Here is a 20390-nt window from a genome sequence, read left to right as displayed (position 1 = left end):
CGTATCTATAATATCAGGGGGAAAAACGACATGACTAAAGGTCAACTTTTGTATGAAGGTAAAGCAAAAAAATTGTACACAACTGAGGAAGAAAATGTGCTTCTTGTTGAGTATAAGGATAGTGCAACAGCATTCAATGGTGAAAAAAAAGAAGAAATAGAAGGCAAGGGCATTTTAAATAATCGCATTACTTCATTAATTTTCGAAAAATTACAAGCAAACGGAATTGCGTCACATTTCGTAAAACAATTATCTGATACGCAACAACTTGTAAAAAAAGTAGAAATTATTCCGATTGAAGTGGTTGTTCGTAATATAGCTGCTGGAAGTTTAGCAAAACGTCTTGGTCTGGAAGAAGGCACAGCTTTAAAAAGACCAATCGTCGAATTTTATTATAAAGATGATGAGTTAGGCGATCCCCTTATTACAACAGAGCATATAGATCTTCTTGACCTTGCGACTTCTACTGAAGTAACTGCTATTTATGATGGGGCACTAGCGGTTAACAAAGTTCTACAGCCAATCTTTGCAGATGTTAATGTGACACTAATTGATTTCAAATTAGAATTTGGCCGTGATACGAATGGCAATGTATTATTAGCTGATGAAATTTCACCGGATACTTGCAGACTTTGGGATGCAACAACAAAGCAAAAGTTAGACAAAGATGTTTTTCGTCGTGACCTTGGTAATTTAACTGAAGTTTATACTATTATACTTTCTAGACTCGGAGGCAAATAACAATGAAAAAAGTAAAAATCTATGTAACATTACGTGAGAGCATTCTTGACCCACAAGGCTCTGCAGTACAAGGTTCTTTAGCTAAAATGGGCTACGGTGAAGTAGCGGATTTACGTATCGGTAAATATCTTGAACTAACAATTAAAGATACAGAACGTGACATTGATACTCTAGTAAAAGAAATGTGTGAAAAGGTTTTAACGAACGTTGTAATTGAAGACTACCGTTACGAAGTCGAGGAGGCTAACTAATCATGAAATTCGCAGTACTCGTATTCCCTGGGTCAAACTGTGACATCGATATGTATCATGCCATTAAAGACGAGCTAGGTGAAGAAGTAGAATATGTATGGCATACAGCAACAGATCTAAGTGGGTTTGATGGCGTTTTAGTACCTGGAGGCTTCTCTTACGGAGATTATCTTCGTTGTGGTGCAATGGCTAATCAATCTAACATTATGGCAGAGGTTAAAAAAGCAGCTGATGCTGGTAAACCAGTTCTAGGTGTATGTAATGGCTTCCAAATCCTAACAGAAGCTGGTTTATTGCCAGGAGCTTTACTGCGCAATAAAAATTTAAAATTTATGTGCCGCACAGTACAGCTAAAAGTTGAAAACAACAATACATTATTTACAAATCAATATGAGCAAGGTCAAATCATTAATATTCCAATCGCACATGGTGAAGGAAATTACTACTGTGATGAGGAAACATTACAATCACTAAAAGATAATAATCAAATTGTATTCACATACTCAGGTGATAATCCAAACGGTTCTTTAGAAGATATCGCAGGGATTATAAATGAACGCGGCAATGTATTAGGGATGATGCCACACCCAGAGCGTGCTGTTGATGCACTGGTGGGCGGAGCTGACGGTCTAGCAGTATTTAAATCAATTGTGAAGCAGTGGAGGGAAAATCATGTCAACAACTAAGTTTGAGCCAACAGCACAGCAAATTAAAGATGAAAAGCTATACGCTGGTATGGGGATGTCAGACGAAGAATTTGCAATGGTAGAAGGTATTTTAGGACGTCTACCTAACTGGACAGAGACAGGTCTTTTCTCAGTAATGTGGTCTGAGCACTGCTCTTACAAAAATTCAAAGCCAGTATTACGTAAATTCCCTACAAAAGGTCCTCAAGTTTTACAAGGACCAGGTGAAGGCGCAGGGATTGTCGATATTGGTGACGAACAAGCAGTAGTATTTAAAATGGAATCTCATAACCATCCATCTGCGATTGAACCTTATCAAGGAGCTGCTACTGGTGTAGGCGGTATTATTCGTGATGTTTTCTCTATGGGTGCACGTCCAATCGCCATGTTAAATTCATTACGCTTTGGTGAATTAAAATCGGCGCGTGGTAAATATCTTTTTGAAGAAGTCGTTGCTGGTATTGCTGGGTATGGTAACTGTATTGGAATTCCAACAGTAGGCGGTGAAATTCAATTTGATCCGTGTTATGAAGGAAATCCACTAGTAAATGCGATGTGTGTCGGTTTAATCGACCATAAGGATATTCAACGTGGTATTGCAGCTGGCGTAGGTAATACAGTTATGTACGTTGGTGCGAAAACAGGTCGTGACGGAATTCATGGTGCAACATTTGCCTCCGAAGAATTAACTGAGGAATCAGAAAACCAACGTCCAGCAGTACAAGTGGGAGATCCATTTATGGAGAAGCTTTTACTTGAAGCTTGTTTAGAGGTTGTCAAATCCGATGCTTTAGTTGGTATTCAAGATATGGGTGCTGCTGGTCTTACTTCTTCTTCAGCAGAAATGGCATCAAAGGCTGGTTCTGGTGTAGAAATGAACTTAGACTTAGTCCCTCAACGTGAGACAGGTATGACAGCTTATGAAATGATGTTATCTGAGTCTCAAGAACGTATGCTACTAGTTGTGAAAAAAGGTCGCGAAGATGAAATTAAAGCGATTTTTGATAAATATGATTTAGATGCTGTTGCAATCGGTCGAGTGACTGATGATAAAATGCTTCGTCTATTACACAACGGAGAAGTTGTAGCTGAAGTACCTGCTGATGCACTTGCAGAAGATGCACCCGTTTATCATAAGCCATCTGCAGAGCCTGCATACTATGCAGAGTTCCAAGCAATTGAAAATATAGAGCCTGTTGTGACAGATTACAAAGAGACATTAAATGCATTATTAAAAGCACCAACAATTGCCTCTAAAGAGTGGGTATATGATCAATATGATTATCAAGTGCGTACATCCACAGTTGTTAAACCGGGATCTGATGCTGCCGTTATTCGTGTACGTGGTACAAATAAAGGTTTAGCAATGACAACAGACTGTAACTCTCGTTATATTTACCTAGATCCAGAAGTGGGCGGTGCTATTGCTGTAGCTGAAGCAGCTCGTAATATCGTGGCAACTGGTGGTACGCCACTTGCCATTACAGACTGCTTGAACTTTGGTAATCCAGAGAAACCAGAAATCTTCTGGCAAATTGAAAAATCTGCTGATGGTATTTCAGCTGCATGTACGGCATTAAATGCCCCAGTTATTGGTGGTAACGTCTCACTTTACAATGAACGTTCAGGCGAAGCGGTTTATCCAACGCCAACAATTGGTATGGTTGGTCTTATTGAAGATTTAGCTCATGTCACTACACAAGAAGTAAAATGTGCAGGAGATATCGTATTTGTGATTGGTGAGACTAAAACCGAGTTTGGTGGGTCAGAGCTTCAAAAACTATTAAATAATGGGGTTATTTCAGGGAAAGCACCTGCCATCGATTTAGATGTAGAAGCAGCACGTCAGCAAGCTTTATTAAAGGCTATTAAAGCTGGTCTTGTACAATCAGCTCATGACGTAGCTGAAGGTGGCCTAGCGGTGGCTATTGCTGAAACAACATTCGGTGCAAACGGTCTTGGTGTTGATGTAACATTATCAGGCTCTGCAACCACTGCATTATTCAGCGAGAGTCAATCTCGTTTTGTTGTAACAGTTAAAGAAGAAAATACAGCTGCATTTGTAGAAATTATGAAAGACGCTCAAAAAATTGGTGTCGTAACAAACGATGCACTAGTTAAAATCAACGGGGACAAAGGTGTGCTTGTAGAAGGTACAGTGGAGGAATTCCGTTCTAATTGGAAAGGAGCAATCCCATGCTTGCTGAACTCAGAGGCTTAAACGAAGAATGTGGGGTGTTTGGTATTTGGGGTAACCCAAATCCAGCACACCTTAGCTATTACGGGCTCCATGCTCTTCAACACCGTGGACAAGAAGGTGCTGGAATTGTCGTTTCAGACGGACAGCATCTTCGCGCGGTGAAAGGCGAAGGACTAGTTAATGATGTTTTCAACGAAGAAAAATTAAAAGCAGTGGACGGCAAAGCAGCTATTGCTCATGTTCGTTACACGACTGCTGGTGGTGGCGGTATTGAAAATGTCCAGCCATTATTATTCCATTCCTCAACTGGTAGCCTTTCAATTGCCCATAACGGTAACTTGGTCAATGCGACACATTTAAAACAGTATTTAGAGCGACAAGGTAGTATTTTTCATTCAAGCTCTGATACAGAAGTGCTGGCGCATCTTATTAAGAAAAGCTCACATTCACCTTTCCGTGCGAAAGTGAAAAATGCCCTTTCTTTATTAAAGGGAGCGTATTCTTTCTTAATTATGACAAAGGATGAAATGCTTGTTGCACGTGATCCACATGGTTTACGTCCATTATCTCTAGGAAAGCTAGGAGATGGCTGGGTGGTAGCTTCTGAAACTTGTGCATTTGATTTAATTGGTGCAGAATTCGTTCGTTCTGTGGAACCAGGAGAACTAATCATTATTAACGATGAGGGTGTCAAATCAGATCGTTTTGCTGATATGGAAAAGCGTTCTATGTGTGCAATGGAGTATGTCTATTTAGCACGTCCTGACTCTGATATTGACGGTATTAACGTTCACATGGCACGTAAACGTATGGGGAAACAGCTTGCTCGTGAATGTGCGCATATTGAGGCTGATGTTGTAACAGGTGTACCTGATTCAAGTATTTCAGCAGCAATCGGCTTTGCAGAGGAAAGTGGTATCCCTTATGAACTAGGTCTTATTAAAAATCGCTATGTTGGTCGTACGTTTATTCAACCTACACAAGAATTACGTGAACGTGGCGTAAAAATGAAGCTTTCACCAGTTGTTCAAGTCGTAAAGGGTAAACGTGTAGTTATGGTGGACGACTCCATTGTTCGCGGCACAACATCACGTCGTATTGTCAAAATGTTAAAAGATGCTGGTGCAGCAGAGGTCCATGTTGTGATCTCATCTCCGCCGATGACAAACCCTTGTTATTATGGCATTGATACTTCCACACATGAGGAACTGATTGCCTCTAGTCATAATGTAGATGAAATTCGTGAAGCGATCGGTGCAGATTCTTTGACGTTCCTTTCTGTTGAAGGAATGGTAGAGACCATCGCTCGTCCCTATGAAGATGACAACCGTGGACTATGCTTAGCATGTTTTACAGGCAAATATCCAACCGAGATTTTCCCGGATACCATCTTACCACATGAAAAAGAACTGTTACGTTAAGAAAAATATCGCAACGAATTAGTGACCTCTAGAAGGTTGTACAGTGATTCTAGAATAATAATTAGGCGATTCGGATGATAAGGAGGAACTCTGCGTGTCAAAGGCATATGAACAAGCAGGTGTAAATATAGAAGCGGGCTATGAAGCCGTTAAACGAATGAAGTCTCATGTTGAACGTACAAACCGTCTTGGTGTTATGGGAACGTTCGGTGGCTTTGGTGGCATGTTTGACTTGTCAGAACTTCAACTTAAAGAACCTGTTCTTATTTCAGGGACAGATGGTGTTGGAACAAAGCTAAAGCTAGCATTTATGGTAGATAAGCACGATACAATTGGCGTTGACTGTGTAGCCATGTGTGTTAATGATATAGTTGCCCAGGGAGCAGAGCCCTTGTACTTTTTAGATTACGTAGCTCTTGGAAAAGCTGAGCCTGCAAAAATCGAACAGATTGTTAAAGGTGTTGCAGATGGCTGTGTGCAATCTGGTGCGGCATTAATAGGTGGCGAAACTGCTGAAATGCCTGGTCTATATGAAGAGGATGAATATGATCTAGCTGGCTTTGCTGTAGGTGCATGCGAAAAATCTGACATTATTACAGGAGAAAAAATCGTAGAAGGTGATGTCCTAATTGGTATTGCATCAAGCGGTGTACATTCAAACGGTTATTCTTTAGTGCGTAAAATTGTCTTTGCAGATCATCAATACAAGGTTGATGCTGTTGTAGAAGGCTATGAAGATTTAGGACCAATTGGTGAGGCACTTCTCGTACCAACAAAGCTATACGCTAAGCCAGTATTAGCTGCTTTAAAGGCAGCCGATGTACATGGCTGTGCACATGTTACGGGTGGAGGATTCTATGAAAATCTACCACGTATGATGCCTGAAGGATTAGCAACTGAAATCGACCTAGGTTCTTGGCCTGTATTACGTATCTTTGAATTCCTGAAAGATAAAGGTCAGTTAGAAGATAAAGATTTATATAATGTGTTTAATATGGGTATTGGTTTTGTAATAGCTGTACCAGCAGATGAAGCTGATAAAGTCATCACAGCAGTAGAAGCAAATGGCGAAAAAGCATATACAATCGGCCGTGTTATTAAAGGTGAAGGCGTAGTATTTAATGGCTCACATGATGGGAGTCTAGTGTAATGACTGCACCAACAAAAATAGCCGTGTTTGCTTCAGGCAGCGGTAGTAATTTTCAAGCTATTCAAGAAGCTATTGATCGTGGGGAACTGCATGCAAAGGTTGAACTTGTGGTGACAGATAAGCCCGGTGCTTTTGTAGTGACACGTGCTGAAAACTTTGGGATTCCCGTGTTAGCTTTAAACCCAAAGGAATTTTCATCGAAGGCTGCTTACGAGAATGCTATTATTGATGCTTTACAAAAATGCGATGTTAAATGGATTGTACTTGCAGGATATATGCGTTTAATTAGTGACGTATTATTAGCCGCATTTCCACAACGAATAGTTAATATTCATCCTTCTTTATTGCCAGCATTCCCTGGAAAGGACGCCATCGGACAGGCAATGAATCATGGTGTGAAAATCACAGGTGTAACGGTCCATTTTGTAGATGAAGGGATGGATACTGGCCCGATTATCGCTCAGGCTGCAGTACCTGTTATAGAAGGAAATCAGGAGGCAACAGAAGCGGCCATTCACGAGCAAGAGCATCTATTATATACAAAAGCTTTAAAGCAATTATTACAGTAACTAAAGAGGAGTTAGGTCGAGAGCCTTACTCAGCAAATAAGACCTAACTCTATTAATCTATTAAGCAAGTCTATTCGCGCAAAAGCGCGATAAAAATTAGGAGGATATTGTTGTGACAAAACGTGCATTAATCAGTGTTTCCAATAAGGATGGTATTTTAGAATTTGCAAAGGAATTAGTAGCATTAGGTTATGAAATTTTATCAACTGGCGGTACAAAAAAAATGCTACAGGACAATGCAGTAGCTGTAACAGCAGTAGATGAAGTAACGAAATTCCCAGAAATTTTAGATGGCCGTGTTAAAACATTAAATCCAATGATTCATGGTGGTCTATTAGGGAAGTTTGACGATGCATCTCATCAAGCACAAATGAATGAGCATGGAATTGAGCCAATTGAGATTGTATGTGTTAATCTATATCCATTTGTTGAAACAATTTCAAAGCCTAATGTAACATGGGATGATGCAATTGAAAACATTGATATCGGTGGTCCAACAATGTTACGTTCTGCTGCAAAAAACCATCAATATGTAACAGTAATCGTGGACAGCAATGACTATGCAACAGTATTAGAAGAACTAAAAGCTAATGGTGCAACGACAATTGAAACACGTCGAAAACTAGCTGCAAAAGTTTTCCGTCACACAGCCGCTTATGATTCTTATATCTCAAACTACCTGACAGAGGAAGAGTTCCCAGAGAGCTTAACGATGACATATGAATTGAAGCAAAACTTACGCTATGGTGAAAACCCGCACCAAAAAGCGGCATTCTACCAAAAACGCCTTGGCTCTGATTTCTCATTAGCCTATGCAACACAATTACATGGTAAAGAGCTATCCTACAACAACATTCAAGATGGAAATGCAGCATTACAAATTGTAAAAGAATTTGAAAAGCCAGCTGCAGTAGCAGTGAAGCATATGAATCCATGTGGTGTTGGAACAGGTAACACATTAGAGGCAGCATTTGATAAAGCTTATGAAGCAGATCCAACATCTATTTTTGGTGGTATTATCGCATTAAATATGGAAGTGGATGCAGCAACGGCTGAGAAACTAAGTCATATTTTCCTTGAAATTATTATCGCACCAGCTTTCTCACAAGAAGCATTAGACATTTTAACCAAAAAGAAAAATATTCGCTTATTAACTATTCCTTTCGAACAAGCAAAACAAGATCAATTCAATGTAGTATCAGTTGAAGGCGGCCTGCTTGTACAAGAGCCAGATCGCTATGGCTTTGGCAATGCAGATATTAAGGTAGTGACAGATCGTGAGCCAACAGAACAAGAATGGGATGCACTACAACTTGGTTGGTCGGTTGTAAAGCATGTTAAATCAAATGCGATTGTTGTCACAGATTCTCATATGACACTTGGTGTAGGTGCAGGCCAAATGAACCGCGTTGGGGCAGCTAAAATTGCATTTGAGCAAGCAGGAGAAAAAGCAAAAGGTGCAGCACTAGCATCAGATGCATTTTTCCCAATGAGTGATACTGTTGAAGCTGCGGCTGCTGCTGGAATTACAGCGATTATTCAACCAGGTGGCTCAATCAAGGATCAAGATTCTATTGATAAAGCAAATGAATATGGTATTGCAATGGTATTTACAGGTGTACGCCATTTTAAACACTAATTGACTAAACATATAGAAAGCAAAACAGACCGAGATGTTGGTTCATCTCGGTCTTACTCACAAAGAGGAGGATTCTCTAAAATGAATGTATTAGTAATAGGAAGTGGCGGTCGTGAGCATGCAATCGCTAAGCAATTTAGTATATCTCCATCCGTTAACAAAGTATTTGTCGCGCCAGGCAATGATGGCATGCGAGGCGAGGTAGAAGTGGTGTCTATTGATTCAATGGACTTTGCAGGTCTCGCTCAATTTGCTAAGGAAAATGATATTGCTTTAACATTTGTTGGTCCTGAACAGCCGCTTGCTGAGGGGATTGTTGATTTCTTTACAGCTCGTGACTTACGTATTTTTGGCCCTACAAAAGTTGCGGCTCAAATAGAAAGTAGTAAATCCTATGCGAAAGAAATTATGAACAAATACAACATCCCTACTGCAGCCTATGAAACGTTTACTGAAGCAGAAAAGGCAATAGCTTATATTAAAGAACAAGGAGCGCCTATCGTAATAAAAGCAGATGGTTTAGCTGCTGGTAAGGGCGTTGTTGTAGCGATGACAGAGAAAGAAGCTATTGCTGCCGTGCAGGATATGATTGGGAACCAACGATTCGGTGAATCTTCTTCACGTGTTGTCATTGAAGAGTTTTTAGATGGGGAAGAATTCTCCTTTATGTCCTTTGTGCATAAAGGACAGATTTATCCAATGGTTATTGCACAGGATCATAAACGTGCTTATGACGGGGATAAAGGACCAAACACTGGAGGAATGGGTGCTTATTCACCAGTACCACAAATTTCACAAGAGGTAGTTGATATTGCATTTCAAACGATTGTAGAGCCTACTGTTAAAGGAATGGAGGCTGATGGCGCTTCCTTTACAGGTATCTTATATGCAGGGTTGATTTTAACGAAAAATGGCCCTCAGGTAATAGAATTTAATGCACGTTTCGGTGATCCAGAAACACAAGTAGTCTTACCGCGCATGGTTTCAGATTTTGGGGCATTTATGATGGCATTAATGGATGAACAGCCATTTGATCTGCAATGGTCTGAAGAAGCAATGTTAGGTGTTGTCATTGCGGCAGAAGGATACCCTGGTGATGTTGAAAAAGGTAAAGCGTTACCAAATTTAGAGGCACTTTCTACAACACATGCAGTATACCATGCTGGTACAAAACTAGTGGACGGCCGATTTGTTGGTATTGGTGGACGTGTATTACTTATCGGTGCAAAAGCGTCTACATTACAGGAAGCACAGGAAAAAGTATATGCAGGCATAGCCACAGAAAAGTGGGATCACTTTTTCTACCGTAAAGATATTGGCTGGCGTACATTTAAGTAAACGTATTTTTACTAAAATTTAAAGTAATTTTTAATCAACTTTTGAAACCTCTTGTTGATTCAAAACGTAAGAGGTAAGAGCCGTCTCAATAATAGATTGGGACGGCTCCTTTGACTAAGAAGGATTTTGAGCGTTATTACTACTTGTTGAGGAATTTTGAGTTGAAGTGCTGGTATCAGATTGCTTTGAAGTAGTAGCTTGAGAACCTGAAGAATTACCAGAAATAGCAGAAGAAAAATCCTTCATGAGCTTATCGATTTGTTCAGAAGACATAGAATTTTGCCCGCTGAACATACTTTGCATAGAGGTGTTCATGGCATTTTGCATATTGGAGTTTAAGATTGACTTTGTTGGACAATATTTAAACAATCCCTCTGCCATTTTCATGGCACCTAATGCAATCATCAATCGACCTTTTGTACAATTAGGATTTCTTGAAACTTTCGCGATACCAAATGCTGTCAAACCTGTACCCATGGCAAAACGACAAAATGCATTTTTTTCGCTTAAATTTGCTTGCTGCATCATCAAACTTCCTCCTTTAGTCATTGTGGAAAAAATTAGCGAGGTGCACTTTGCTTTATGAAAGTGCTGTGTTACGATTGAAACAAGATGATTGCATAAAGCATAATTTTTAAGAAAATATGCGATTATGCAGTAGTAGTATGTGATTTCAAGTTGGATTTACACAATGAAAAATTACGTAATTTAGGAAGGAGCGAATAGCATGGATCCAGTATGGAAAATAACAACATTACGTCAGCAATTAGCAGTAATCGATGGGAAAAAGGCACCTGATATCGTGCTGAAAAATGCACGTTATTTGCATAGTATGTTGAAACAATTTACAGTGGGAAACATTTGGATTTTAGGAGATCGCATTGTCTATGCTGGTGATAGAATGCCTCCTTTATTAGAAGGAACAGAAGTCGTGGATTGTACAGGAAAAACAATTGTACCTGGCTATATTGAACCTCATGTTCATCCATTCCAGCTTTACCATCCACAGTCATTTGCAGATTTTTGTGGTCAGCTTGGAACAACGACATTTATTTCGGATAATTTAAGCTTTGTTTTAAATTTAGAAAATAAGAAAGCGTTTTTAATTTTAGATAATTTGAAAAAGCTACCGTTTTCTTTTTATTGGTGGACTCGCTTTGATTCACAAACAGAGCTTGAACAAGAGGAAGAAGTTTTCTCTAATACCTCGATATTAGAGTGGTTAGAGCGAAGTGATGTCCTGCTTGGTGGAGAATTGACGGGCTGGCCAAAGCTACTACATGGCGATGATCAAATGCTTTATCGTATGCAAATGGCAAAGGGTCTAGGTAAAAAGATTGAAGGACATTTTCCTGGTGCTTCAGAAAGAACGTTAGCACGCATGAAATTACTTGGTGCTGATGGTGACCATGAGGCGATGACAGTGGAAGAGGTTGAGCGACGCATTATGCAAGGCTATGCCGTAACATTACGCCATTCTTCAATTCGTCCAGATTTACCCGATCTGCTAAAAGGAATAGTAGAAAAAGAACTTCCTATTTTTGATCATTTAATGATGACAACGGATGGCTCGCCACCTTCATTCCATGAGGATGGTGTAATGGATAAATGCATACAAGCTGCCTTAGATGCGGGGGTATCTCCAATTGATGCCTACCAAATGGCATCTTATAATGTGGCACGCTATTATAATATGTCTAATTTACATGGTTTTATCGCGACAGGACGTTTTGCTTCTATAAATATTTTACAAGATGAAAATCATCCTGTTCCAGAAAGTGTCTTATCTAAAGGTGTTTGGCTAAAGCGTGATGGTGAACGTGTGCATAAACTTGCAACAATAGATTATTCAGCTATTCCTGCATTTGATTTAGATTTTTCATTAGATTCACAGGATTTCCAGTTTTCTATGCCGTTTGGAATTGCGCTTGTTAATGATGTCATTACAAAACCTTATAATTCATTGATTACAAGAGAAGGTCAGCTTGCCAATCATGATGAATGCTATTTAATGCTAATAAATCGAGAAGGAAACTGGCATGTTAATACAATGATTAAAGGGTTCGCAACCGATGTCCAAGGCTTTGCATCCTCCTATTCAAACACAGGCGATATTTTATTAATCGGAAAAAATAAAGACGATATGATCAAAGCCTTTGAAGAAATGAAGGCAATGAATGGCGGTATTGTTCTGGTCGAAAAAGGGGAAGTCGTAGCAGATATACCACTCACAATAGGCGGTCTTTTATATGATGGGGATGTACTAACACTAATGGAGAAAGAAAAGGCTTTAAAACAAGCTTTAGCAGATCGAGGCTATCAACTAGGGGATGCCATTTACACGCTATTATTTTTACAATCTACTCATTTACCATATATTCGCATCACACCAAAAGGAATTTTCGATGTAATGAAGAATAAGTTATTATTGCCTGCTGTTATGCGCTAATTGGTGAAAGTGTTTTAAAACAATTGCAGTTATGTGTAATTGTTTAAAGGAGAGGTATGCTTGTGTTCAAATCGAAGAAAATATTGATTGCTATGGCTTTTAGTGCCTTCGTAATCGGGGGATGTTCGAAGGAAGCGCCAAAGGTTAAAGAAGATGATGAAAATGTAGTGGAGGAAGAAACAGTAGTTGAAGAAACTGTACAACAACCAGAATTCGTGGCACCCCTTACTGGGGAGGCTGTGCAGAAGGAAATTACACAGCGGCCTATTATGGTGACAATCAATAATCATCCAGCAGCACGTCCACAATCTGGTTTAGCTGCTGCAGATATTATTTATGAAATGCTTGCGGAAGGTAATGTGACACGCTTTTTAGCAATCTACCAAAGTGAACTACCGGAAAATATTGGGCCTGTGCGTAGTGCGCGCTCCTATTTTATCGATATGGCAAAGGGATATGATGCCTTTTACGTAGCACATGGCTATAGCCCTGAAGCGAAAACCATGCTTGATAATCGTATAGTAGACAATATTAATGGGATGGCTTATGATGGCATACTTTTTAAACGTTCTAGCGATCGTGTGGCTCCGCACAATTCATATATTACATCAGAAAACATTGTAAAAGGTGCTAAAATGGTAGACGCTTCAATGAATTACAGTGAAAAAGTACTTCAGGGTTTTTATGAACCCAATGAACGTGGTAAAATAGGCATTGAAACAAGTCAAGTTGACATTTACTACGGAAATAATGAAGATTTCCACAACTCGTATGTGTATGATCATCAAAGTAATCACTATGAACGACAATCGGCTGGCGTGGACACAAAAGATATGTTAACGGGCGAAACAATATCATTAGCAAATGTCCTGTTTTTTGAAATGGATCACCAAATAATTGATGATATCGGTCGCCAAGAAATTGATTTAACGTCTGGTGGAAATGCGTACGTATTTCAAAATGGCTATTTGAGGGAAGTTGAATGGTCTAATGTGAATGGAATACCGACCGCTGTAGAGCAATCAGGAGAACCTGTAAAGCTTGTACCAGGAAAGTCTTGGGTTCACTTCGTACCATCTTCACCAGGGTTACAAGCAATGGTGAAAACGCAGCCTTAAAGGGAGGAAAATTGCATGCAAATCGAAAAAATTCGGGGGCATCAAACAGATCAATTATTTAAAGCAGTGTTAGAGCTGAAAGACATCGAGGAATGCTATAAGTTTTTTGATGATTTATGTACGATTAGTGAAATTCAATCGTTGGCACAACGCTTTGAGGTTGCACATTTATTACGTTTAAAGAAAACCTACGAATCCATTAAAAAGGAAACTGGGGCAAGTACAGCTACTATTTCACGTGTGCGTCGTTGCTTCGATTATGGAAATGATACATATGATGAAATGCTAGGTCGTTTGTATCCTGATGAAAAACCATTCCAAGCACCAAAAGAATAGTAGGAAAAAGAGACTGGGTAGAAGTTCTACTCAGTCTTTTTCATTTTTTTGTCGTTCATCATAAGCTATACTTGTAAACGAATAGATAGAAAATGATAGGTGGTAAAATAAATGGATTATTTAGAATGGAGACATGTGTTCAAGCTTGATCCAGCAAAGGACATTTCAGATGAAGACTTAGAAAAAATTTGTGAATCTGGGACAGACGTTATTTTGGTTGGCGGAACAGACAACGTGACATTAGATGGGGTATTAGATTTACTTGTACGTGTGCGTCGCTTTGAAGTCCCTATAGCTCTTGAGATTTCTACCATTGATGCCGTTACACCAGGCTATGACTATTATTTTATCCCAACTGTATTAAATAGTGATGACCCAAAATGGATTAAAAATTTACATCATGAAGCCATTAGAGAATACGGAGATATTATGGTGTGGGATGAATTAGTTGCCGAGGGATATTGCATTTTAAATCCAGATTGTAAAGTAGCAGAAGTAACAGGCGCAAAAACTGATTTAACCATTGATGATGTCGTAGCTTATGCACGGATGGCAGAAAATTTCTTTAAGCTTCCAGTGTTTTATTTAGAATACAGTGGAGTTTATGGGAATCTAGAAGTAGTTAGCACAGTAAAAAATGAGCTAAAGCATACGAAGCTCTTTTATGGTGGAGGAATTACATCTGCAAAGCAGGCAGAGGAAATGGCACAGTTTGCAGATACAGTAGTAGTTGGAAATATTATTTATGAAGATATAAAAGCTGCACTTTCGACTGTTAAGGCTGTGAAAAATACGTTATAATTTTTAGAACAAATGTTTGTAAGGCGGTGCGAAATGGAACAGTTAACAAAAAATTTACTAGCAGGCATGAATCCTGAACAGGAAAGAGCGGTCAAAACAACTGAGGGACCATTGCTGATTATGGCGGGTGCTGGGTCAGGAAAAACACGAGTTTTAACACATCGTATTGCTTACTTAGTCATCGAAAAGGAAGTATATCCTTCAAAAATATTAGCCATTACGTTTACGAATAAAGCGGCACGTGAAATGCGCGAGCGTATAGATAACATTCTTGGTAATGGCACAGGCGATAGTATGTGGGTCTCTACGTTCCACTCAATGTGTGTAAGAATTTTACGTCGTAATATCGATCAGCTAGGTATATCTCGTAATTTCTCCATTTTAGATTCTACCGATCAATTATCAGTGATTAAAAATGTGATGAAGGATGAGAATATTGATCCTAAGCGCTATGAGCCACGTGCCATTTTAAATGCCATTAGTGCAGCGAAGAACGAGTGTATAACAGCAGAGGATTATGCTGGTCAAATGAACGAAAAAAATCCATATGAACAAACTGTTGCACGTGTTTATAAAGGCTATGAAAAAAGATTACGACGCAATCAATCTCTTGATTTTGATGATTTAATTATGACGACAATTACGTTGTTTAATCGTGTACCTGAAGTACTTGAATACTATCAAAATAAATTCCAATACATTCATGTTGATGAATATCAAGATACGAATAAATCACAATATTTACTTGTTCAATTACTTGCTAAAAAGTTTAAAAATATTTGTGTTGTAGGGGATTCTGATCAGTCTATTTATCGTTGGCGTGGTGCAGATATTGGCAATATTCTTTCTTTTGAAAAGGATTATCCTGATGCCAAAGTGATTATGCTTGAGCAAAATTATCGTTCAACTAAACGCATCCTACAGGCAGCGAATGACGTCATTCAAAATAATACAACACGTTACCCAAAAGAACTGCGCACTGAAAACGCAGAAGGTGAAAAAATTGCCTTATATAAAGCTTATAACGAGCAGGAAGAAGCGCAATTTGTTGTACAAACCATTCAACAGTTAATTGAAAAAGAAAATCGTTCATTTGATGATTTTGCTATTCTTTATCGTACAAATGCTCAATCCCGTGTAATGGAGGAAGTACTTGTTAAGTCTAATATGGCCTATCAAATTGTTGGCGGGACAAAGTTCTATGATCGAAAAGAAATTAAAGATTTACTAGCTTATTTGCGTCTTATTGCCAATAATGACGATGATTTATCGTTAGCTCGTATTATTAATGAACCAAAGCGTAGTATTGGCGCTACATCATTTGAGAAGATGGCACGCTATGCGATTGACCAGGATCGTTCGATTTTTGATGCAATGAATGATCTTGTATTTATGGGTCTATCAGGGAAGGCAGCAAACTCAGCAGAGCAATTTTATGCAATGATTAAAGGCTTTACAGACATGCAGGAATATTTGTCTGTCACGGAAATTGTAGAGCAAGTCATTGATAAATCTGGCTATCGTGCAATGCTACAAAATGAAAAAACGATTGAAGCAGAAAGCCGTTTAGAAAATATTGAAGAGTTCTTATCTGTTACGAAGGCTTTTGAAGAGCGTAGTGATGATAAAAGCTTAGTAGCATTTTTAACGGACTTAGCCCTAATTGCTGATATTGATGCGCTCGATAAAGAGGATGCCTCTAAGGGCAATATTATTTTAATGACTATGCACGCTGCTAAAGGTTTAGAGTTCCCGATTGTCTTTATCATTGGCATGGAGGAAAACATCTTCCCTCATTCCCGCTCTCTAGATGATCAGGATGAAATGGAGGAAGAGCGTCGACTTATGTATGTTGGGGTGACACGTGCAGAGGAGCGCCTTTATTTAACATGTGCTCAGAGCCGAACAATTTTTGGCCGTTCAAGCTTTAATAATGCCTCAAGATTTTTAGGCGAAATTTCAGAAGACATTACTGAATCTATTTCGAAGGCAGGTACTAAATCAACTATGCCGTTTGCTACTGGCAATCGTACGACAGGTGGCTATCATCAAAAACGTACACTAGGAGCAATTCAGCAAACGCAGCCTGCTACCGCACGTTTACAAGCAACTGGCGGAGATCAATTTGGCTGGAAGGCTGGAGATAAGGCTATTCATAAAAAATGGGGAACGGGTATGGTTGTTAGTGTAAAAGGTGAAGGTGATAGTACAGAACTTGATATCGCTTTTCCACAACCAATTGGTATTAAGCGATTACTGGCGCAATTTGCCCCAATTGAAAAAGCATAGCGGAGGAACGTAAATGAACGAAATCGAACAGCGAATTGCAGAGTTAAATAAATTATTGCACGAATATGGTCATGCCTATTATGTGTTAGATAAACCTGTCGTAGCTGATAGTGTCTACGATCAATTATTACATGAGCTGATTGCATTAGAAGAAGCAAATCCGTCACTTATTTACCCAGATTCTCCTACGCAGCGTGTTGGTGGAGCGGTGGTAGAGGGCTTTAAAAAAGTAACACATGATTATCCAATGCTTAGTCTTTCCAATGCTTTTAACGAAGCAGATTTACGAGAATTCGATCGTAAAGTTCGTCAGGCGATTGGGGACCATTTTTCTTATGTATGTGAGTTGAAAATAGATGGTCTAGCTATTTCACTTAAGTACGAAAATGGTGTGTTTATACAAGGTGCTACACGAGGAGATGGTGTAGTTGGGGAAGATATTACAGCCAATTTAAAGACAATCCGTGCGATTCCCCTTCGTTTAAAGGAACCAGTTACGATTGAAGTTCGTGGTGAGGCATATATGCCTAAAAAGTCTTTTGAAAAATTAAATGCCCAACGTGCTGACAATGGTGAGGAATTGTTTGCCAATCCTCGTAATGCTGCAGCTGGCTCATTACGCCAGTTAGACCCTAAAATTGCGGCAAGTCGCCAACTATCAACTTTTATCTATGCCATTGGCGGAGACGGAGAAGTATATGGTATCGATGGTCATGCGGAGATGCTTGATTATTTGGAAGGCTTGGGCTTCCCTTCAAATAAAGAGCGCCAACGATGCTCTACTATTGAAGAAGTAATGTCCTTTATAGAACATTGGACAGAAAACCGTCCAAAATTAGCTTACGAGATTGACGGCATTGTTATTAAAGTGGACCGTTATGCTCAGCAAGATGAGCTAGGTTATACAGCAAAGAGTCCACGTTGGGCGATTGCATACAAATTTCCCGCAGAAGAAGTTGTTACAACATTGCTTGATATTGACTTAACAGTGGGACGTACAGGTGTAGTTACGCCAACGGCTATTTTAACACCAGTACAAGTAGCAGGGACAACGGTGCAACGTGCTTCCCTACACAATGAAGATTTAATTAGAGATAAAGATATTCGTTTAGGGGATACAGTCATCATTCGAAAAGCAGGTGATATTATCCCACAGGTGGTAGGGGTGCTAATCGAACAACGACCAGAGGACTCCGTTCCATTTATGATGCCAAAAAATTGCCCTGTTTGTGATAGTGAATTGATTCGTATTGAAGGTGAAGTAGCATTACGCTGTGTAAATCCTGCTTGCTTTGCTCAAATTGCGGAAAGCATAAAATATTTTGTTTCTCGAAATGCCATGAACATTGATGGCCTTGGAGATAAAGTAGTTGAGCAATTATTACGTGCAGATTTAATCCATGATGTTTCTGATTTATATCATCTAACAGTTGAGCAACTTGTTGAATTAGAACGCATGGGTGAAAAATCGGCAACTAATTTAGTGAATGCCATCCAAGCTTCGAAGGAGAATTCTATGGAGCGTTTATTAATCGGTCTTGGAATTCGACATGTTGGTGAAAAAGCAGCAAAAATTGTATCAGAGGAATTTGGTTCAATGGAAGCGGTAATGGTAGCAACAGAGGATCAGCTAGTGGCAATTTATGAGATTGGTGATAAAATGGCGTCTTCGTTAGTGGAATATTTCTCAAATGAAGACGCACGCGCGGTTATTGGACGTCTTGCAGAGGCAGGCGTAAATATGACCTATAAAGGTAAAAAAGTAGAAGTGGCTATTGGGGAAAGTCCTTTTGCAGGGAAAACAATTGTTTTAACTGGTAAACTTGAGCAATTGACACGTAACGAAGCAAAGGCGAAAATAGAAGAGTTAGGTGGTACTGTCACAGGCAGTGTCAGCAAAAAAACAGACCTTGTTATCGCGGGTGCGGACGCAGGCTCTAAGCTGGCAAAGGCTGAGCAATTAGGTATTGAAGTTTGGAATGAAGAAAACTTAATTGAACAACTTGACCTCATCTAATAAAAAACACTGACGACATATCCTCATGAAAGGCATGTGGAATGCTAGATTACATCATGGCGTCCAGTGATTTCGTCGGACAAAATTGATTATTAGTAAAGGAGCACTAAATAATGAAGTCTTTTCGACTCATTCCAGCAATCGTAGCTGCTGCAATGCTAGTCGGCTGTGTGCCTTCTAACAAGGAGGAGACAGAGCTTACACAGGAAACGCAACAGAAAGAAAAAGCTGAAACAACAATTATCCCAAGCATACAAATTGATGAATCCTATTATAAGACACTTATTCCTTATAAAGAGAGTGCAAGTAGAGGTCTAGTTGTATCTAATATTTATACGAAATATGATATGAAGGAAGTTGAAACAGGTTTAATGCGTCTATCTCAAAATGAGTTTGACACTGAAAACTATTACTTCCAAGAAGGTCAATATTTAGCTGAAAGTACAGTGAGCTCTTGGCTTGCTCGAAGTTCGCAAACAGAAGATGGATTAAATCCACCGACAACAGACACAATGACACCTGAAGAGCGAGCACTAAAGGCTCCTGTTTATTTATCCCATATTGTCGAGCAAAATTACTTAACGAAGACAAAGGATAATAAAGTTAAATTAGGTGGAATATCAATCGGTCTTGCGTTAAATTCTATTTATTATTATCAAAAGGAACAATATGGTGAATACTACGAGAAACCAATTTCTGAGTCTACTCTTGTTGAGCAAGGCAAAAAAATGGCCGCGGAAATTGTTTCGCGTTTGCGAACACGTGATGAGTTAAAGGATATTCCGATTGTTGTTGGCTTGTTTAAACAGCAAGCTCGCAATCAGATTATTCCAGGAACCTATTTTAGCTATGGTGTAGCAAAAGCTGGACAGAATAACATTGCTGATTGGGAAGGAATAGATGAAAATTACGTCCTGTTCCCAACAGATGATTCACAGGATGTATACCGTGATATCAACAATAATTTCAAGAATTTTAAACAAGATGTTGATAAATATTTCTCTAACTATACAAGTGTGATCGGGACTGGCTTCTATCGTAATAAGCAAATACAAAATCTTTCGATTGAAATTCCAATCCAATTTTTCGGCAAAGCTGAAATAATAGGCTTTACGCAATATTTGACAGGTATTTTAATCAATCAATTTGATAATATTCATGTTGAAGTGAGCGTTACTTCAGTAAATGGTCCAGAGGCATTGATCATAAAAAAAGCCAATGACAAGGATCCTTTCGTTCATGTTTATGATTAATATAGTCAGCCTCTGTGCTGGCTATATTTTTATGTAGACGGATAAAATGCAGGAGAGGGAACTGGTATATCGTGACAACACTTTGCTATAGTAGTGAAAGTTTCTATATTTTTGGTGAAAGTTGTGATTTTT

17 protein-coding genes are annotated in these 20390 nt (G+C 39.1%); 16 read left to right on the top strand and 1 reads right to left on the bottom strand.

What is annotated here, in order from left to right; translation table 11 throughout:
- The first annotated feature begins 30 nt into the window (after nucleotides 1-30).
- The 9 genes from purC (at nucleotide 31) to purD (ending at nucleotide 9995) form a co-directional block, all read left to right on the top strand.
- Complete coding sequence (purC, locus tag OU989_RS19520) at nucleotides 31-741, top strand: phosphoribosylaminoimidazolesuccinocarboxamide synthase (RefSeq protein ID WP_274794597.1); 711 nt, start codon at nucleotides 31-33, stop codon at nucleotides 739-741.
- 2 nt (nucleotides 742-743) lie between these two features.
- Nucleotides 744-992, top strand: coding sequence for a phosphoribosylformylglycinamidine synthase subunit PurS (purS, locus tag OU989_RS19515; protein WP_274794596.1), 249 nt, complete (start codon nucleotides 744-746; stop codon nucleotides 990-992).
- 2 nt (nucleotides 993-994) lie between these two features.
- A complete protein-coding gene (purQ, locus tag OU989_RS19510) occupies nucleotides 995-1678 on the top strand; it encodes a phosphoribosylformylglycinamidine synthase subunit PurQ (protein WP_054611985.1) in 684 nt (227 codons plus the stop codon).
- Nucleotides 1665-3899 (top strand): phosphoribosylformylglycinamidine synthase subunit PurL, encoded by a 2235-nt coding sequence (gene purL / locus OU989_RS19505; protein WP_274794595.1) that lies wholly within the window; start codon nucleotides 1665-1667, stop codon nucleotides 3897-3899. Before purQ ends, purL begins: the two co-directional genes overlap by 14 nt.
- Nucleotides 3875-5299 (top strand): amidophosphoribosyltransferase, encoded by a 1425-nt coding sequence (gene purF, locus OU989_RS19500; RefSeq protein WP_274794594.1) that lies wholly within the window; start codon nucleotides 3875-3877, stop codon nucleotides 5297-5299. The genes purL and purF overlap by 25 nt, the downstream gene beginning before the upstream one ends.
- 94 nt (nucleotides 5300-5393) lie before the next feature.
- Nucleotides 5394-6449 (top strand): phosphoribosylformylglycinamidine cyclo-ligase, encoded by a 1056-nt coding sequence (purM, locus tag OU989_RS19495; RefSeq protein ID WP_274794593.1) that lies wholly within the window; start codon nucleotides 5394-5396, stop codon nucleotides 6447-6449.
- A complete protein-coding gene (gene purN / locus OU989_RS19490) occupies nucleotides 6449-7018 on the top strand; it encodes a phosphoribosylglycinamide formyltransferase (protein ID WP_274794591.1) in 570 nt (189 codons plus the stop codon). The genes purM and purN overlap by 1 nt, the downstream gene beginning before the upstream one ends.
- A gap of 112 nt (nucleotides 7019-7130) precedes the next feature.
- Nucleotides 7131-8657, top strand: coding sequence for a bifunctional phosphoribosylaminoimidazolecarboxamide formyltransferase/IMP cyclohydrolase (purH, locus tag OU989_RS19485; protein WP_274794590.1), 1527 nt, complete (start codon nucleotides 7131-7133; stop codon nucleotides 8655-8657).
- 81 nt (nucleotides 8658-8738) lie between these two features.
- Complete coding sequence (gene purD, locus OU989_RS19480) at nucleotides 8739-9995, top strand: phosphoribosylamine--glycine ligase (protein ID WP_274794589.1); 1257 nt, start codon at nucleotides 8739-8741, stop codon at nucleotides 9993-9995.
- A gap of 114 nt (nucleotides 9996-10109) precedes the next feature.
- On the opposite strand, the gene OU989_RS19475 is transcribed toward purD, so the two are convergent.
- Complete coding sequence (locus OU989_RS19475) at nucleotides 10110-10523, bottom strand: YgaP-like transmembrane domain (RefSeq protein WP_274794588.1); 414 nt, start codon at nucleotides 10521-10523, stop codon at nucleotides 10110-10112.
- 199 nt (nucleotides 10524-10722) lie between these two features.
- On the opposite strand from OU989_RS19475, the gene OU989_RS19470 reads away from it, so the two are divergent.
- From OU989_RS19470 to OU989_RS19440, 7 genes are all read left to right on the top strand, one after another.
- On the top strand, nucleotides 10723-12444 hold the full coding sequence (locus OU989_RS19470) for an adenine deaminase C-terminal domain-containing protein (protein WP_274794587.1): 1722 nt from the start codon (nucleotides 10723-10725) through the stop codon (nucleotides 12442-12444).
- Between the two features lie 62 nt (nucleotides 12445-12506).
- Entirely contained in the window at nucleotides 12507-13562 is a 1056-nt protein-coding gene (locus OU989_RS19465) for a DUF3048 domain-containing protein (protein WP_319023456.1), read from the top strand.
- A gap of 15 nt (nucleotides 13563-13577) precedes the next feature.
- Nucleotides 13578-13898 (top strand): YerC/YecD family TrpR-related protein, encoded by a 321-nt coding sequence (locus OU989_RS19460; RefSeq protein ID WP_004225717.1) that lies wholly within the window; start codon nucleotides 13578-13580, stop codon nucleotides 13896-13898.
- Nucleotides 13899-14009: 111 nt separating this feature from the next.
- Nucleotides 14010-14699, top strand: coding sequence for a heptaprenylglyceryl phosphate synthase (locus OU989_RS19455; RefSeq protein ID WP_274794585.1), 690 nt, complete (start codon nucleotides 14010-14012; stop codon nucleotides 14697-14699).
- Nucleotides 14700-14732: 33 nt separating this feature from the next.
- On the top strand, nucleotides 14733-16988 hold the full coding sequence (pcrA, locus tag OU989_RS19450; RefSeq protein ID WP_274794584.1) for a DNA helicase PcrA: 2256 nt from the start codon (nucleotides 14733-14735) through the stop codon (nucleotides 16986-16988).
- Between the two features lie 13 nt (nucleotides 16989-17001).
- Nucleotides 17002-19005 carry an NAD-dependent DNA ligase LigA gene (ligA, locus tag OU989_RS19445; RefSeq protein ID WP_274794583.1) on the top strand — a complete coding sequence of 668 codons (2004 nt, stop codon included), beginning with the start codon at nucleotides 17002-17004 and terminating at the stop codon, nucleotides 19003-19005.
- A 113-nt stretch (nucleotides 19006-19118) separates the two neighbouring features.
- The gene (locus OU989_RS19440; RefSeq protein ID WP_274794582.1) at nucleotides 19119-20258 is read left to right on the top strand and encodes a CamS family sex pheromone protein; all 1140 of its coding nucleotides are present in this window, start codon (nucleotides 19119-19121) and stop codon (nucleotides 20256-20258) included.
- The last annotated feature ends 132 nt before the right edge of the window (nucleotides 20259-20390 follow it).

The organism is Lysinibacillus irui (assembly GCF_028877475.1).
Classification (GTDB): domain Bacteria; phylum Bacillota; class Bacilli; order Bacillales_A; family Planococcaceae; genus Lysinibacillus; species Lysinibacillus irui.
Note: the sequence above shows the minus strand (reverse complement) of the source record. Positions and strands in the feature narration are given on the sequence as shown.